Here is a 17,244-nt window from a genome sequence, read left to right on the forward strand (position 1 = left end):
CTCTATAAAATCAATCCGGCCGGCTCTTCAAGCAGCGCTTTGACCGTTTTCAGGAAGTCCGCAGCCGGTGCGCCGTCACATACTCTGTGATCAAAGGTAAGGCTCAGCGGCAGCATGGTGCTTTTGACAAGCTCATCTCCTTTAAACGCAGGCGTTTCATAGCTTGCGCCTACTCCGAGAATACCGGCTTCAGGCGGATTAAGAATCGGGGTGAAATGCTCAATTCCGTAACCTCCAAGATTTGTAATAGAAAATGTCGATCCGTGCAGATCATCTCCGGAAGCATTGCCTTCCCGCGCCCGGCGTGCCGATGTGCTGATGTGATCCGCAAGCTCAAGGAATGAAAGCTTTTCCGCATCCCGGATCACCGGCACGACGAGACCGTTTTCAAGAGAAACCGCCATCCCGAGGTGGACATATGGATAGGTGATGATCCGCTCCTCTTGATAAGAGCTGTTCAGCTCAGGATGCTGTTTCAGCGCAAGCACCGCGGCCCGGGATACGAAATGTGTGACCGTCAGTTTAACACCGCTCCGCTTTTTCGCGCTGTCGGCGAGCTGCTGCTGCCATTTTACAAGCTCCGTAATGTCCGCTTTCATCGTCAGCGTCAGCTGGGCGCTGTTTTGCAGGCTTTTGTGCATTCGGTCTGCAATCACTTTTCTCATCGCTGAAGCCGGTTTTCCCTCCGGCTGTGTCGTCTGAACCGAAGACTGCGGTTCAGATTCCGTCTTCATGGCCTTGATGACGTCAGCTTTTACGATTCTGCCTCCGGGCCCCGTCCCGTTCAGCGTATCAACTTTCAACCCGGCTTTCTCCGCCATTTTTCGGGCAACGGGAGATATTTTCACGCGGTGTTTACGCTTTTGCACGGCTTTAGGAGCAGGAATATGTTCAGATTCAGGTTCAGATTGCGGTTTCCCTGCATTTTCAGGAGCCGGCGCCTCCTTCTCCCGCACTTCTTCGCCGTTTTCCCCGATATAACAGATGGCCGTTCCCGGCGGGACTCCTTCTCCCTCTTTGACTTTAATATGAAGAAGCGTGCCGCTTTCAGGCGCTTCTATTTCCATTTCTATTTTTTCCGAGTTGATGCTGGCGATGCTTTCTCCCTTTTCAACCGGGTCGCCGACTTTTTTATTCCAGACGGATACTTCACCTTGCTTCATCGCCATTCCCAGCTTCGGCATTACTACTTTTACAGCCATTCTATATCCCTCCTTTAATTCATTGCCGGCTCGCCAAGCAATTCAAGCGTGACGCTGACAATTTGGTCTGGTGTCGGCAAATATTGATCTTCAAGCACCGGCGAAAACGGCACCGGTGTATGCGGCGCTGTAATCCGCTTAATCGGCGCATCAAGCAAATCAAAGCCCTTATCGGCGACAATCGCAGCAATATCCGTGGCGATGCTGCAGCGCGGATTGGCTTCGTCAATGATGACCAGCCGGTTTGTTTTTTCTAACGATGTGAAAATCGCTTCCTCATCTAAAGGAGACAGACTCCGGGGATCAAGCACCTCGGCGTCGATGCCTTTCTCAGAAAGCTGTGCAGCCGCTTCAAGCGCGGTATTAACCTGCTTGCCGACCGCAAACAGCGTGATGTCGCTGCCTTCGCGTTTGATATCCGCTTTTCCGAGCGGAATTGTATAATAATCTTCCGGCACCTCACCCTTCATGTTGTAGGACGTTTTGTCTTCAAAAAAGAATACCGGATCATTGTCTTCTATTGCCGAAAGCAGCAAACCTTTGGCGTCATATGGATTGGACGGCACAACCGTCTTCAGACCCGGGATGCTGGTGAACAGGCCATACAGCGCCTGCGAATGCTGAGCGGCTGCCCGGAACCCGGCTCCGTATGTGGTGCGGACGGTGATCGGCACTTGCGCTTTACCGCCGAACATATAGCGGAATTTCGCCCCTTGGTTGATCACTTGGTCAAAGCACGTTCCGATAAAATCGTTAAACATCAGTTCCGCAATCGGTCTCAGCCCCGTGGATGCCGCAGCCATGGCCGCACCCATGTAGCCCGCCTCAGAAATCGGTGTGTCCAGCACTCGGTTGCGCCCGAATTCCTGTACGAGCCCCTTTGTGACCCCGAGTACACCGCCCCATGCTTCATCATCCTGCAAATGATCGACCGCCGCTCCCCCGGCGACATCTTCACCGATTACAAGCACATTGTCGTCTTTTCTCATCGCAAGCTTCATTGCTTCATTGATCGCGTCCGACATGCTTATGACTCTCGCCATCTCACATTCCCCCTTTTTCATATGACACGTAGACGTCTGTCAACAGCTCTGACTCTTTCGGATATGGACTCTTCTCGCTGAACGAGACGGCTTTTTCAATCGATTCGCTGACACGCTGTTCGATGTCTGACAGTTTATTTGCATCTGTTTCTTTTAGAAGATAGTTTTTAAAGCCTTGAATGGCATCCTTTTCTTCAAGATGCTCAGTCTTTTCATCCTTTGTTTTATAAGTTTGGGCATCCCCTTCGAAATGGCCGTAGTTTCTGTAAGTCATACATTCAATCAAAGACGGGCCTCCGCCGTTTCTTGCTCTTTCTATCGCTTCCCCGGCTGCCTGATAAACTGCTAAAATATCTTTTCCGTCCACCGTGACCCCCGGCATGTTGTAGGCAGCCGCCCGATCGGCGATTGAATCACAGGCTGACGCGTACTCAAATGTCGTCGCTTCGCCGTAGCCGTTGTTTTCGGCGATGAACACGACAGGAAGGTTCCATACTGCCGCTAAGTTCAGCCCTTCATGGAAGGTCCCTTGGTTATTGGCTCCGTCCCCAAAGAAGCAAACGCTTACATTTTTAGTTTGTTTATATTTAGCCGTGAGCGCTGATCCGCACGCGAGCGTGAATCCGCCCCCGACGATTCCATTTGCGCCTAACATGCCTTTATCAAGATCCGCAATGTGCATAGAACCGCCTTTGCCTTTACACAGTCCGGTCGCTTTTCCGAATATTTCCGCCATCATGCCGTCCAGATCACAGCCTTTGGCAATACAATGGCCATGTCCCCTGTGCGTGCTTGTAATGCTGTCGCCATCATCTAAATGAGCGCACACGCCTGCAGCTACCGCTTCTTCACCGGCATACAAATGGACGAATCCGGGAAGCACTCCTTGCGCGAACAGTTCATGCACTTTGTCTTCAAAGCCCCTGATTTCCAGCATCTTTTGGTACATCCACAGCGCTTTCTCCTCAGTTAATGACAAGCCTTCTCGTTTTAACAATTCCATTTTGTGCGCCTCCTTCTATTTAGGGTTCACACTTATAAATGCAAGAAGCATGCCAGCCTTTGAAGCCCGTAAAATGAATGTTTTTATTTTTACAATGGAGACAGTTTGAGACAGGTGTCTCATTTTGTCTCGATCTGTTCCTTTTGTCTCGTTTTAAGGCATACAAAAAGACCGGGCATCACCCTGTCTTTGACAATGATCGACGTATTTATTTCCTCGGAAATCTTTTAACTGCTTCATTCTTCTGCATACAGTCTATCGCGGCGTTTGAGTGGTTACACTCTTTTTTTCATATCCGCGTGCTGCAAGTTCATGCTTTTCTTCAACAGCCCGATTCAGCGCTTGAAGCATGTAGCCAATGCCTTTATACGATGACAAGGGCCAGGTGATATGCTGATGCTCTCCGATGACGGCGTTTAGGACGCTTCGGTATTTTTTCCCGCCAAGCATGACAAGCTCGTCGATGTCGGAAAAGCCTTTTTCATGAAATTGACGGCGCAGCTCGTCCGCTGCCATGATCTCCGGATGACCGGTTCCGAAAGTGACATCGTAATTTCCGGGAACCATATCATCCGGACGAAGGAATCCGTGCTTCGCCGACAAAATCACCCACTCATCGAAAAATGCTTTCGCATATTGCTCGCACGCCTGGTGAAACGGGCTGAGATAAGCGTCTTCCGCCCTTACCGGCCCTGTATCTGAATGGACATCCCAAATTTTTTTCTTGCCGCAGGGGATGATGCACAGTCGTTTCATTTTTCTCTCCCCCTTTATGATGTATCTCCTATCAATGTACCATTATTCGTTTATTTCTGCATGACGGATATGTCTGGGTAAAAGCTGCACACAAAAAGACCCGGAATTCAAACCGAACTCCGGGCCGGATGAAGAGTTGTTTATGTCACTCTTGCTCCATCCCATCAAGATACTTTCTCTCAAAGTCATCGAGCAATGCACGCACTTCATCTGTTGACTTTGTATTCATGCATTGATTTCTTAATTCACTTGCTCCCCGGAATCCGCGGAGATATATCTTGAAAAAGCGAGGGAGCGGTTTATATGCTCGAGCTTCTGCTTTTGAATATTCATCATGAAGATCCAGATGCAGTCTCAAAAGATCAAGCAATTCCTTACTGCTATGCTCTCTCGGCTCCTTTTCAAAGGCGAATGGATTAGTAAAAATGCCCCGTCCAATCATAATCCCGTCAACACCGTATTGTTCAGCGAGTTTCAAGCCGGTTTCCCGGTCAGGAATATCTCCATTGATCGTCAAAAGGGTCTCTGGCGCTATCTCGTCACGAAGTTTCTTAATGTCCGGGATGAGCTCCCAATGCGCATCTACTTTACTCATTTCCGCTCTTGTACGCAGATGAATGGAAAGATTCGCAATGTCTTGTTTCAGTATGTGTGTCAGCCAGCCGCGCCATTCGTCTATATCCGTGTAGCCGAGTCTGGTCTTCACACTTACCGGCAGACCTCCTGCTTTCGCCGCCTGTATTAATTCGGCTGCAACTTCAGGACGGCAAATCAGGCCGCTTCCCTTTCCATTCCCCGCCACATTAGGTACAGGACAGCCCATATTGATATCCAGGCCCTTAAACCCTAATTCCGCCATCCCAATACTCATTTGGCGAAAGTTTTCAGGCTTATCTCCCCATATGTGGGCAACCATCGGCTGTTCATCCTCCGTGAAAGTCAAACGGCCCCGCACACTATCCTTCCCATCCGGGTGACAATAGCTTTCTGAGTTTGTAAACTCTGTGAAAAACACATCAGGTCTGCCTGCTTCACTCACAACATGGCGAAAAACGACATCCGTCACATCTTCCATTGGTGCCAGTACAAAAAATGGCCGCGGTAATTCACGCCAGAAATTATCTGTCATAACAAATCCAAATCCTTTCATGATGGGATACAGCCAAACCTTTATCCCAAAATTAAAAACTGACCATGCTTCTTTTACACTTATAGCATGTGTCAGCACTTCTTATCAAACGATAGTAAATTTTGAACATTTCACTTTTTACACGTGAAAAAGTGAAAAGCAAACTGAAGCAGAACACCTTAATTGAGTTAACGTAATAAACTATCGCTATAGTTAACCCCATATCGTTCATTTCTGATCAACTCAGTCAACTCCTTAACCTTTAAAAGGGTTTGAGAGAGAAAAAAGTGTGATGATTATCTACACCTATTTTTTTATTTATATTGTGGTTTATTAATATTAGCGCTGACCTTCATTTTTCTTAGCGGCCTTACTTTTGCTCTTTTTGGACAAAAAGAATTCCAACCTAAATAGAATATCATATGAGTTCTCCCTATTACCAATGCAAAATAATTGTCCTGTTATCGAAGATAAAATATTTAACGCTGCACCATATCCGTATCTCAATATCATTTACGAAAAAATAATTTGATTAAGCAAATGGAGTTGGGGGTGGTATATCTGGGTACTCAAGAGAATGTAAAAAGTTAACTTGCCGCTTGTGAATCCCATGGAGTAAAGAGGATGGGATGGGAAGAAAAAATAAACTCGAACTTAACAGAATTCAAGAACTTCAATCTGGATCTTTTGGGGTTTGCTCATGGTTTAGAAATAACCAACGCAGCAAGTGGCTTCTGGCTCTATACAGTATATGTACTAAGGGTCGATTGGCTTTCAAACCCCCTATGTTAATATCTTTATACAATCACCTATATATGTTTGTATAAGGTTACGATTCGGTAATCCTGATCCAAAACCAATAAAATAGACTGCTGACTAAGTGCCGCAGTCTTCATTCATAAGATTAATAAGAAAGTTTCTTTCATCATTAAATAAGGCATCAGAAGTTATGGCTTTCATTTCGAATATCCTTTGTTATACCTGTGATTATGTGTATAACAGTGAAAACCCCCAAGAAAACAGTGACAATATTAAACCATGGATTATCATAGAATGAAAGATATGTTTGAAAGAAATCCAGTTCAGCTATGTTTGCTGGGAATCCATTCATTTCTCTATAATTAGGACCCCATCCCGTTAATTCTGCAAAATTAAAATAAAGCTGTGAAACTAAAAATGCCAACAACGTTTGAAACCAACTTTTTTTATATAACGGTCGTTTTTTGTTTATTTTATCCATTTCATTATCCATTTCCTTTTCTGCAATACTTTTTAGCCAAGTGACAATCTAACATCATTATATGATGAAGCATGATTGTCGCGATAATTACTTATTAAGGATATAACCATCTCAGGTATTACTGTAATAGTTGTTATCACTTGCATTTCCGCCTCGGATTTATTCCTTTTTTGGGAATAAGGAAAATAATTGGGGTCCTTTTTTCCTGTTTAGGCTTTTATATCATGTATAACGACGAAACATGCTTTTTTAGTGTGTTTGATCTTTTATCCACAGTTGTTGCTGATAGTGATGTGCCAACTGCCGTTGTGATTAGTGTAAGTAAGCAACCTTGCCTTTTACAGTTTCTACTTCAGAACCTTCGTTCAGTGGTTGAGGTTCCAATATCTCTCATTCGGTTTCACCTCCTTTTTATCATTTATTACAACTATTGCTAATAGTATTCTTTAAGAAAGGAGTTTACAAAATATTAACGTAAATTACAAGTATTAACGACTTGTTATTACTACCGGATCCCAACAACCTTTTCATATTTTGTCTGTAATGCCGTTTCCAAACGAAAAAAAGAAAGTGTTAATAGAAAGCAGCCTGCTTGGCTGTTTTTCACTTGCTTTTCCATACGTTTTTTCAACTCTTTTTATCAGTTAATAAAGACAGATAGGACAAGGGCAAAACATGAAAAAGACCCGGAAATCGGAATTGTTTATTTACCGAAATCCAGGTCTGAATTGTTTATTTTAGTTAGACGATTTCAAAACAAGCTTCGCCACAGCTTCCACATGAGCCGTCTGCGGAAACATATCAACAGGCTGAATATATTCGACGCGATAGTCCTTCGACAGCGTCTGCAAGTCTTTCGCCAGTGTGGAAGGATTGCAGGATACGTAGACGAAGCGCTTCGGTTTTACTTTTTTGATGGTATCTAAAAATGTTCTGTCACAGCCGGTTCTCGGCGGGTCGACGATGACCACGTCAGGGCGGAAGCCTTCTTTCGTCCATTTCGGGAGCCAGTGTTCGGCTGTTCCTGTGACATATGCCGCGTTTTTGATGCCGTGTTTTTTGGCGTTTTTCTTCGCATCGTCAATTGATTCTTTAATGACGTCCATGCCGCGGATCTCTTTTGCGCCGTTTGAAACCCACATGCCGATCGTACCGACGCCGCAATACGCGTCTACGACTTTTTCTTTTCCTGTCAGCTGAGCCGCTTGTTTCACTTCGTCATACAGCTTGACCGTCTGCTCAGGGTTGAGCTGGAAGAAGGCGCGGGCGCTCAGTTCAAATGACACGTCACCGAGCACTTCTTGAATGGCATGGCTTCCGGCCAGCGCTTTTGTTTTGTCACCGAAAATGACGGATGTGCGCGCGCCATTGACGTTTTGAATAATCGATTTCACTTCCGGCAGACGGTTCTGAATGGCTTTGACGATCTCGTCTTTATTCGGCAGTGTCTCTTTCGCGGTGACAAGCACGACCTGCACTTCGCCTGTTTCAAAACCGACTCTCGTCACGATGGTGCGGACATCGCCTTTTTTGGTCCGTTCGTTATAAACGGATACGTTGTGTTTTTCCAAAATACGGCGGACGATACCCGTTGTTTTGTTTGTCGCCGGATGCTGGACAATGCATTCCTTAATCGGAACGATTTTATGGGAATCAAGTCCGTATAAGCCGGCAATGATGCTGCCGCTTTGCGAGCGTCCGACTTGGAACTGGCTTTTGTTCCGGTAATTCCAAGGGTTGTCCATTCCGATCGTATCTTTAATGTTCATTTCTTCGACATTGAATCTCGTATGACGTTCCAGAGACTGAATGACGATGTCGCGTTTTTCGCGAAGCTGCTGGGTGTATGCCAGATGCTGAAGCTGACAGCCGCCGCACTGGTCGTAGACCGGACATGGCGGCGTGACACGGTGTTCAGACGGCTTGCGGATTTTTTTGACGCGTGCTTCTGAAAATTTCGGCTGCACATTTGTCGCTTCGGCAACGACTTCTTCCCCTGGCAGAGCGCCGGGTACGAAGACAACTTTTTTCTTAAAATAGCCGACGCCCTCTCCGTTAATGCCGAGACGTTTGATGGTCAGCGGAAATGTCTGTCCGATTTTCAATTCGGCAGGCGCCTTTTTTTGATGTTGATTCACGTTTTTTTCTCTCCGTTTCTATATAAAGCCTTTCTCATGGGAAAACGGCTGATTTGAAATATCACATCTTTTCAGTATAACATGCAGCCGGCGGTTCCTTCATGTTTTTCACTGGAAGTTTCCTTTTTTCATTCAATGCTTCTCCACAAGTACAAGGACGCATAGCTTAAATACGGCGCCCATTCGCTGCTTACCTGGAGCATCACGTCTTTTGACGGTTTATCCTCAAGGGCGAAGCGGCGTTTGACGGCGTTTTGCAGGCCGATGTCCGCCAAAGGAAACAGATTCGGGCGGCCGAGGCCGAACATGAGGACGTTTTGGACGGTCCACGGGCCGATGCCTCTGATGGCGATCAGCTTTTTCATAATGTCTTCATCCGATAAATGAGAAAGTTCCGCCAGATTGAGCGCTCCGTCTGCAATCATCCGTGAAATGTCAATCGCATATTCCGCTTTTCTCATGCTGAACTGGAGCTCCCGCAAGTCCTGATAATCAAGCGCCGCGATCGCTTTCGGCTCGGGATAGCACCAGACGCCGTCTTTTTGTTCACCGAAGGCATGGACGAACCGTTCCGTTAAAGTAAAAGCGAAGGAAAGGTTGAGCTGCTGGTGGATGATGCATTTCATGAGACAGTTGTAGACGTCATATTCCAAGACGAGCGGGGTTCCCGCATGCTCCTCAAAAAGCGCCGACAGATTTGTTTTTGAGAAATGATCAAGTACAGGCTGAAGCGGCTGCTCCCACTGAAAAATGTGTTTGATCCGTTCAATCATCTCTTCGCGGTCCGTTTCTCCGCTGACGAGGAAGACCGGGTCTGCGGCGGTGCCTTCCGCTTGAACCGTGATGACGGACAGTTTGCCGTCCCGTGTTCTGAGCGGCACTTTGATTGATCTTGCTTTAAGATCGACCGCATTCAGCGGATCGAGCGACAGTCTTTCAAGGACTTTATCAAAATGATACGGCGGTGCGACCGAAACCATTTCCTTCCACATATGCTCCACCCCTTTTTGTCCAAGTATATCATGAAGCGGCCGGGCGGCAATTCGTATACTTTTCTTCATAACGCCGCATGATATAATGGCAGGCGGAGGGTTGTTTATGATACATATAACCGCAATCACAACACATAATGAGATATTAGATAATATCCCCCTATCACGTACAGAACAACCGGACATCGCATGGTACTGGATTGATTTTTTCGGCGCTGAGATGCATGAAACCGAGCTGCTGCGGGATTATTTTCACTTTCATCCGCTTGCGATCGAGGATTGCTTTCAGCATATGCAGCGGCCGAAAATCGACCATTATGACGGCTACCGTTTTTATGTGCTCCACGCCTTGAACCCGGACACACTGGAAATGGAAGAGGTGGACATTTTTCAGTCCGACCGTTTCATCGTCAGCTTCCATTTGCACGAATCGCCCGGCGTCTCAAGGGTGAGAGAACGGTTTTTCGCTTCTCCGGGATTAGCCAAAAAAGGGCCCGGGCACATCACTTATATGATCATGGATCAGCTTGTCGATGAATATTTCCCCGTGCTGTACAAAATTGAAGACCGGCTGAATGAAATTGAAGACAGCAGAACCCATAAATCTTACGGCACTTTAATGAATGAAGTGTTTGAATTGCGGACTGATCTTTTGAACCTGAGGCGGACGATCATTCCGATGCGCGATTTAATGTACCGCATTTTGAGCCTTGACCATGTGAAAGAAAGCCGTGAAACGAAAGCGTATTTCAGCGATATTTATGACCACCTGTTAAAACTGGCTGAGCTGATCGAGTCAAACCGTGATATGACGTCAGATTTGCGGGACAGCTATGTGACGCTGAATTCAAACCGGATGAACGCCATTATGATGACATTAACCATCGTCTCGACCATTTTTATCCCGCTGACGTTCATCGCGGGGGTTTACGGCATGAATTTCGATAACATGCCTGAGCTTCATTGGAAATACGGGTATTTTATCGTTTTGGGCGTAATGGCCGTCCTTGTGGCCGCCATGCTGTTTTGGTTCGCCCGCAAAGGCTGGTTTAATATTTTCAAGTAAGAACGGCTGCCGGCTGTTCTTTTTTTTGAGAAAACATGATAGTCTGGAAAAAAACGTAAAGAGGTGTGCGCCGTTACCATCCTTTCTCACAAAATCATTTCTTCTGTCCTCCTGCTTTTCAGTGTCATGTCCATCGCCCCGCTGTATAACGGCCGTACGGTGTCTGATTACATCTTTGAGTTACTCGGCTTTTCCTCTTGGCCGGAAGATGGAGCCCATATCTCCGTCATTCCCGGGGTCGTGCTTTACTTTGCGGCGTTAATCTGGTGTGCCGCCGCGTTCAGGCGGACGCTTCCCGCGGCGGGGCTGTTTCTGATCTTTCTCAGTATGGGGGCCGCTTCCGGTATCAGTCCTGCCACCGAATATGCCGCTTTTTCCTTAAAACAGTTCGCGCCCGAAAAAGAGGCTGTCGAATATTTGAAGCACCGCAGCGAATGCAGTCATCTGGTTGAGCGAAAAAGAGCGGGCATGAGCTGCACGCTTTATATCAATCATTACGGAAAAGGGGAACAAACCATTTCTGTCACGCCGGATTTATCAGAAAACATAAAGGACGTCACATTCAAATCAAAAACGTTCACTGTAAAGCCCCGTTCAAAAACAATCATCAAGACGCGGTTTACCGGATTTTATAAGGGGAAAGCCGCATCAGACTCCGGATGGTCCTCAGAACCTGAACTGAAAGTGGCAATCGTGTACACAGCGGAATAACCATTTTGCATGTATAATGGTGGAAAACTTTTCATTGGAGGGACTGTCAAATGAAGATCGCCATCGTCGGACTCGGCAATATGGGCCGCCCCATCGCCGAAAATATCATGAAAGCCGGATACAGCCTGACTGTATATAACCGGACGAAAGAAAAAGCGGCTGACCTGCTGGATAAAGGGGCCGAATATGCCGAAACGCCCCGCCAGGCAGCTGAACATGCAGATATCGTGCTATCCATGCTGTCAGACGATGAAGCCGTAACAGACGTGACGTTCGGAGCTTGCGGCATTATTGCCGGGTTATCTGAAAACGGCATTCATATTTCAATGAGCACGATCAGTACGGCGCTGTCAGAACAGCTTTCCGCCGCACATTCGAGCAGAGGGCAGTCCTTTATCGCCGCTCCCGTCCTCGGCCGCCCCGATGCCGCCGAGAAGGCCGAGCTTCGCATCATCACAGCCGGACCGGCGGAAGCGAAGAAAAAGGCCGAACCGCTGCTTAACATCCTGAGTCAGCAAGTATTTGACACTGGTGAAGAAACAAAAACGGCCAACGCCGCGAAAATCAGCGTCAATTTCTTGCTCGTTTCTATGCTGGAGGCGTTATCTGAATCATTCTTAATGATGGAGAAGTACGGGTTAGAGCAAAAACAATTTTTAGAAATCGCCGGCGCGCTCTTTGGCTCTCCCATCTATCAAAATTACGGAACCATGATGGCTGAGGAGAAATTTGAGCCGGCCGGCTTCAAAATGTCTTTAGGGCTGAAGGATACCAATCTGGCGCTCGCCGCCGCTGAACAGGTTTCCGCAAAACTCCCTCTTGCCGAGCTGGCCAAGAGCCATTTTGAAAGCGGGCTCGCACAAGGCTTCGGGGATCTGGATTGGGCCGCACTGATTAAATGTATCAAATAAGCAGTGAAAACCTCTCCCGTTTAGGAAAAAATGAAACCAATGTGTTCTCTAACACATTGGTTTCTTGGCTATTATAAGCGTCTGTTTCTCTTTCTAATCATTCCATTCATGTCCGTATTAATTTTATTTTTCCAAATGCAATGCCGAATGTTGTTTTTATATAAGGGGTGCTGTCAACCCATATTCTCCCTTGATTTTTCTCAATTAATGCTTTGGCAATTGAGAGTCCTAAACCGCTTCCCGAGTGTCCTGAGCTTCTGGATAAGTCTCCCCTGTACATCCTCTCAAATACCTTCTCTGATTCTGTCTTTGGTATCCCCGGCCCCCTATCCCAGATCAGCAGTTCAAATTCTTTGTCATTCTCTTTAAGTTCTATGCCAAGAACCTTTCCTTCTTTTCCGTAAAGGATGGCATTCTTCAAGATATTCTCAATAATTCTAACGATACTTAGACGATCCGCCATAATAAGACACTTTCTTTCAGGAATATTTATTTTAAGCTCTAATTCATTTCTTTTTATCTCCGGCAAGTATTCAATCAATAACTCTCTGGTTATTTCAGAAAAGTCAATAATATCTGGCTGCATCGGCATTTCATCTGCATCCAGTTTAGCCATGTTAAATATTTCATCAATTAACTGCTTTAAATGATTCGACTTCTTTGAAACAATGTTTACGTATTCTTTCTTTTCTTCTTCCGAGGCTGCAATATCGTCTTTCAACGCATCTAAATATCCTATAATTGATGTAAGCGGTGTGCGAATATCGTGTGATATGCTTGATAACAGGCTTTTTCTCGCTGCGTGCGTTTGAATCGTTTCCACCTGTATTTTCTCTAACTTCTCGATCAATTCGTTTATTGAAAAAACCATTTCATTAAATATCGGAGCCCCATTCGCAAATATTCTTGTCGTTAAGTTCCCATTTAATGTCCGCTTAACCGCATGGATCATTTGAATGAGCTCATTGTTGAATTTGCAGTAAATTGTAATAAGGATTACAGACAAACCGATCAGCAGACCATAGACAACCAATTTAACAGTGTTAAGCTCTTGGTGCTGCCAGTCATATAAACAATTGAGGCAAATCAGTGTAATCTGCAGAAACATAAGATATATGATTTTACGACTCATCTTTCTCACCTGCAAATTTGTATCCTATTCCCCAAACTGTTTGTATAAATTGAGGATTAGATGGGTCTTTTTCTATTTTTTTTCTCAGCTTTCTTATGTGAACCATCACGGTATTGTCATCTTCTAAGTAATGATTGCCCCAAACATTCCGAAACAACTGAGCCTTCGTAAATACCTGTTCCGGATTGGAAGCCATAAATTTCAGCAGCTCCAGCTCTTTTGCGGTTAATGATATTTCTTCACCTGCAACGCATACGATATATCTTTTCACATCAATTGATAAACCTTTATATTTCAGCAGCGGCTTCTCTTCTGTTCCGCTGCCGCTCCCTAAAATGAAAAACCTTCTCATCAGAGCCTTAATTCTGGCCACAACCTCGTTTACGCTAAAAGGTTTTGTAATATAATCATCTGCTCCTATACTCAACCCTACAATTTTGTCAGCTTCATGGTCCTTTGCAGTAAGCATAAGTATTGGCACATTGGTTTTTTCTCTTAGTTTTCTGCATACTTCAATCCCATCCATTTTTGGCATCATGAGATCCAATATTACGAGGTGATAAGTATTTTGTTCAAATAATGCCAAAGCTTCCTGTCCATCCTTTGCAACATCTGCTAAATAAAGTTCCCGTTCAATGTATTTTTTTAATAAATCTCTGATCACTTTTTCATCATCAGCGATAAGGACACGAATTTCTTTCACTTCATGACACCCGCCTTCATATTTTTTGTATTTATGTAAGTAACAGTGGGTATTCATTATTACATTATATTGTTTATTTTAACAAAGAATCGGCATTTCTTTTATGAAATGCCGATTTTAAAGGTTTAAACTGTTTCAAATGAGATAACTTCCTCAATAATTTTCGCATTTTTTTCTAAGGTTTCCGGATTCAAGTTCGATAACATTTCCATATGTGTACCAAAACCTTGTATTAATCTGAATTTCTTAGTAGTTGCTCTCGCCCATAGCCTCATGTTTTCATCTCTTTTTTCCTTGACAGATTCGATATAGTATATATTTCCGTCGATGCTGCCATCCGTAACTGTGCCTTGGATATACATATAAGATTTCATAATCAGCTCGATTAAGTAATCACTTGCTAATTTTTCTAAGTCTCTATATGTGGCGAGGTCGAATTTATCGTATAGTTCTTTTTTGTACTCCTCTTCTGTTAAAAGGTTTTCCTCGACATCTGTTCGGTAGGTAGAATCAATAAGAATCAAATCCTCGACTTCATATCCTTGTCTATTTAATTCTTTAGCAACGTCAAATGCTAGAACTCCACCTGCAGAATACCCAATCAATGTGTAAGGGCCCTCTGGCTGATATTCTTTGATGATGTTTACGTATTGCTTGATCCGATTTTCGGACTTAATGAAGTTAAAACTGTAAACCGAATATCTTTCCAAATGTTCTGCCAGCCCCATATATGCTATTCCCAACGAAGCAGCTGGAGGGAAACAGAATAATTTCTTATTGCTGACATCGGAACTCGTAAGCTGTATACAATCCTCCGTATAGTCTTTTAGTAAATTTTTAGCGTTTTCCAGAAATACAGACAGACTGCGGATTGTCGGCTTTTGAAATACATCTTTAAATGGAATTCTAAAATTCATCTTCGAGTATAACTTTGACACAAATGTCATTACATTCAAAGAATTAGCACCAATTTCAAAAAGATTAGTGTTTACACTTATATTTTTTATGTCGAGAATCTCCTCCCAGATAGCAGTAAGCATAGTTTCCAAATCATTGCTTGGTGCTTCATAGCAGTTCCCGCTGTCTGAACCCTCATGTCGATCAGGCAATGCAGTAATGTCAATTTTCCCGTTCGTCGTTAAAGGAATTTCTTCAAGAGAAACAAATGCTGACGGCATCATATATTCAGGGAGTTCATAAGATAAAAAGTTGCGAATTTCAGCAATTTCAGCTCCATTTTTCAACGTTACATATGCGCAGAGATATTGGTTATCCCCATCTGCTTTGGCAACAACAACACTCTCTTTTACTTTCCCGGATTTTTCGATTTCTCTCTCGATTTCCCCAAGCTCTATTCTGTATCCTCGAATCTTTACTTGATGATCAATTCTTCCCAAAAATTCAATATTTCTGTCTGGTAATTTTCTCGCAAGATCTCCTGTCCGGTACATACGTTGGCCAGCGGTGTTTAGGATGAACCTTTCATTTGTTAGATCAGGTTTATTTAAATACCCGTCAGCCAACCCATCACCGCTTATATACAATTCGCCCACTACTCCTATCGGCAATACCTCCTGCTTGTCATTCATAATATGAATCTGGACATTATCGGCTGGCCTACCAATTGGGATAGAAGCTGCCTTATCCCTCTGAGTATCATATTTATATATCATACAGCCCACCGTGGCTTCTGTAGGCCCATACTCATTATAAATTTCAATATCATGATTGAAACTCTCACTTATTTTTAGTGCCAAGTCTGACTTAAAGTCCTCTCCCCCTATAATTAGGCGTTTTATGCTTGAGCTGCTATTATCTAAATCTTTTATCAGGCTAAGGTGAGATGGTGTCAGTTTAACAATGCCAGCTTTCTTATCTTTAAAAACCTTTCTGATTAGAGGCCCATTTTCATCATTTCCATAGACTACGATTTTATTTCCAGAAATCAACGGAGTAAATATAGAAGTTACGGTTAGATCAAATGAAATTGATGAATACAGGGCAAAATCCAAAGCATCACCTTTTACATATGTTTTATTGGCCCAATATATATAATTGACTAAACCTTTTTGTGTTATCATCGTACCCTTTGGTTTCCCTGTAGACCCAGAGGTATAAATAACATAAGCATACTTCAAAGGGTTCCGGTTAACATCTATATTTTCTATTGAATATCTGTCAAAATCTCCATTTAGAAATACAGTTTCTACATTGTATTTTAACGAATCATCCCTATTTGTTAGAATAAGGTTTGTTTTGCTGTCTTCTAAAAGGTATTTGATTCGTCTTTCAGGATATTCTGGATCTATCGGTAGATAAGCTGCTCCAGATTTCAAGATTCCGATTATGCCCGCAATCATCTCAGGAGAACGGTCGGCCATAATGCCCACGATCGTTTCCGGCTGAACACCTTTTTGTAGAAGCAGCCGTGCGATTTGGTTCGACCGTTCGTTAAGCTCCCGGTAGGTGAGCGTTTCATGTCCGCATACGACTGCCGTTTGCTCAGGCGTCCGGTCCGCTTGTTCCATAAACAGCTGCTGGATGGTTTTATCCTTCGGATAATCTGTTTCTGTTTGGTTGAATTCACTCAAGATCCGATCCTTTTCCTCATTTGAAAGCAGCTGAAGATCGCCGATTTTCTTATGTTCATCTTCTGCGGCCTGCTCCATTAAGCGAGTCAAATGTATCCCTAGATTTTCGATAATCGTCTCCGAGTATACATTTTCATCATAAGCAAATTTCAGGATCAGCTGCTCCCCGGGAACGGCTACCACCGTTAATCCATAGTTTGTTGCTTCATTTCCCTTCAGCTCATGGAACACAAAGCCCAGATCATTCTCTCCTTGATCAAGGGCCTTGTCATCCAGCGCATAATTTTCAAAAATCATCACGTGGTCGATTAAATCCCGCTTCAGTTCACTTAGAGACTGCACATCAGACAAGTTGAGGTAGCTGTATGCCTGGCTTTCAATGGCACCTTCCTGCACACGCTGTAAGACCTCTCTGAAACTCTGGTGCTCACCGGCCTGAATTCTTGTTGGAATCGTATTGATAAACAGCCCCACCATGTTTTCAATTCCCGGCACTTTGGCATCCCTTCCGGAGACAACGGAACCGAACACAACATCGTCTGTCTGGTTATACTTGGCCAACAGCACACCCCACACACTCTGCAGAGCTGTATGGATGGTCACATGATTCCGTGCTGCCAGGTCGGC

14 protein-coding genes are annotated in these 17,244 nt (G+C 44.5%); 3 read left to right on the forward strand and 11 right to left on the reverse strand.

Annotated features, from left to right (window positions below; all coding sequences use genetic code 11):
• Positions 1–2: 2 nt before the first annotated feature.
• From SB847_RS19230 to SB847_RS19265, 8 genes are all read right to left on the reverse strand, one after another.
• Positions 3–1,202, reverse strand: a complete 1,200-nt coding sequence (locus SB847_RS19230; RefSeq protein WP_410565093.1) for a dihydrolipoamide acetyltransferase family protein — start codon at positions 1,200–1,202, stop codon at positions 3–5.
• A 14-nt stretch (positions 1,203–1,216) separates the two neighbouring features.
• Positions 1,217–2,245: an acetoin:2,6-dichlorophenolindophenol oxidoreductase subunit beta gene (acoB, locus tag SB847_RS19235; RefSeq protein ID WP_410565090.1), complete on the reverse strand. Its 1,029-nt coding sequence runs from the start codon at positions 2,243–2,245 to the stop codon at positions 1,217–1,219.
• Between the two features lies 1 nt (position 2,246).
• The gene (gene acoA / locus SB847_RS19240) at positions 2,247–3,248 is read right to left on the reverse strand and encodes an acetoin:2,6-dichlorophenolindophenol oxidoreductase subunit alpha (RefSeq protein WP_003155540.1); all 1,002 of its coding nucleotides are present in this window, start codon (positions 3,246–3,248) and stop codon (positions 2,247–2,249) included.
• Positions 3,249–3,503: 255 nt separating this feature from the next.
• Positions 3,504–4,004 (reverse strand): DUF6884 domain-containing protein, encoded by a 501-nt coding sequence (locus tag SB847_RS19245; protein ID WP_410565085.1) that lies wholly within the window; start codon positions 4,002–4,004, stop codon positions 3,504–3,506.
• 145 nt (positions 4,005–4,149) lie between these two features.
• Entirely contained in the window at positions 4,150–5,133 is a 984-nt protein-coding gene (locus tag SB847_RS19250; RefSeq protein ID WP_032872342.1) for a tRNA dihydrouridine synthase, read from the reverse strand.
• Between the two features lie 940 nt (positions 5,134–6,073).
• Positions 6,074–6,373 carry a YfzA family protein gene (locus SB847_RS19255; RefSeq protein WP_410565172.1) on the reverse strand — a complete coding sequence of 100 codons (300 nt, stop codon included), beginning with the start codon at positions 6,371–6,373 and terminating at the stop codon, positions 6,074–6,076.
• Between the two features lie 737 nt (positions 6,374–7,110).
• The gene (rlmD, locus tag SB847_RS19260; protein ID WP_021493862.1) at positions 7,111–8,511 is read right to left on the reverse strand and encodes a 23S rRNA (uracil(1939)-C(5))-methyltransferase RlmD; all 1,401 of its coding nucleotides are present in this window, start codon (positions 8,509–8,511) and stop codon (positions 7,111–7,113) included.
• A gap of 128 nt (positions 8,512–8,639) precedes the next feature.
• Complete coding sequence (locus tag SB847_RS19265) at positions 8,640–9,503, reverse strand: DNA-3-methyladenine glycosylase family protein (RefSeq protein WP_410565080.1); 864 nt, start codon at positions 9,501–9,503, stop codon at positions 8,640–8,642.
• A 106-nt stretch (positions 9,504–9,609) separates the two neighbouring features.
• On the opposite strand from SB847_RS19265, the gene corA reads away from it, so the two are divergent.
• From corA to SB847_RS19280, 3 genes are all read left to right on the forward strand, one after another.
• Positions 9,610–10,569 (forward strand): magnesium/cobalt transporter CorA, encoded by a 960-nt coding sequence (corA, locus tag SB847_RS19270; RefSeq protein ID WP_003155549.1) that lies wholly within the window; start codon positions 9,610–9,612, stop codon positions 10,567–10,569.
• Between the two features lie 63 nt (positions 10,570–10,632).
• The gene (locus SB847_RS19275) at positions 10,633–11,280 is read left to right on the forward strand and encodes a hypothetical protein (RefSeq protein WP_410565077.1); all 648 of its coding nucleotides are present in this window, start codon (positions 10,633–10,635) and stop codon (positions 11,278–11,280) included.
• Between the two features lie 50 nt (positions 11,281–11,330).
• Positions 11,331–12,191, forward strand: coding sequence for an NAD(P)-dependent oxidoreductase (locus tag SB847_RS19280; protein WP_410565074.1), 861 nt, complete (start codon positions 11,331–11,333; stop codon positions 12,189–12,191).
• 106 nt (positions 12,192–12,297) lie between these two features.
• Here SB847_RS19280 and SB847_RS19285 read toward each other — a convergent pair whose 3' ends face one another.
• The 3 genes from SB847_RS19285 to SB847_RS19295 all read right to left on the reverse strand — a co-directional run bounded on the left by SB847_RS19285 (position 12,298) and on the right by SB847_RS19295 (position 17,238).
• The gene (locus SB847_RS19285) at positions 12,298–13,323 is read right to left on the reverse strand and encodes a sensor histidine kinase (protein WP_032872326.1); all 1,026 of its coding nucleotides are present in this window, start codon (positions 13,321–13,323) and stop codon (positions 12,298–12,300) included.
• Positions 13,313–14,026 carry a response regulator transcription factor gene (locus SB847_RS19290; protein WP_014417206.1) on the reverse strand — a complete coding sequence of 238 codons (714 nt, stop codon included), beginning with the start codon at positions 14,024–14,026 and terminating at the stop codon, positions 13,313–13,315. Before SB847_RS19290 ends, SB847_RS19285 begins: the two co-directional genes overlap by 11 nt.
• A gap of 125 nt (positions 14,027–14,151) precedes the next feature.
• Complete coding sequence (locus tag SB847_RS19295; protein WP_410565169.1) at positions 14,152–17,238, reverse strand: amino acid adenylation domain-containing protein; 3,087 nt, start codon at positions 17,236–17,238, stop codon at positions 14,152–14,154.
• Positions 17,239–17,244 lie beyond the last annotated feature (6 nt).

This window comes from Bacillus sp. SIMBA_026, from assembly GCF_046535335.1.
GTDB lineage: Bacteria > Bacillota > Bacilli > Bacillales > Bacillaceae > Bacillus > Bacillus velezensis.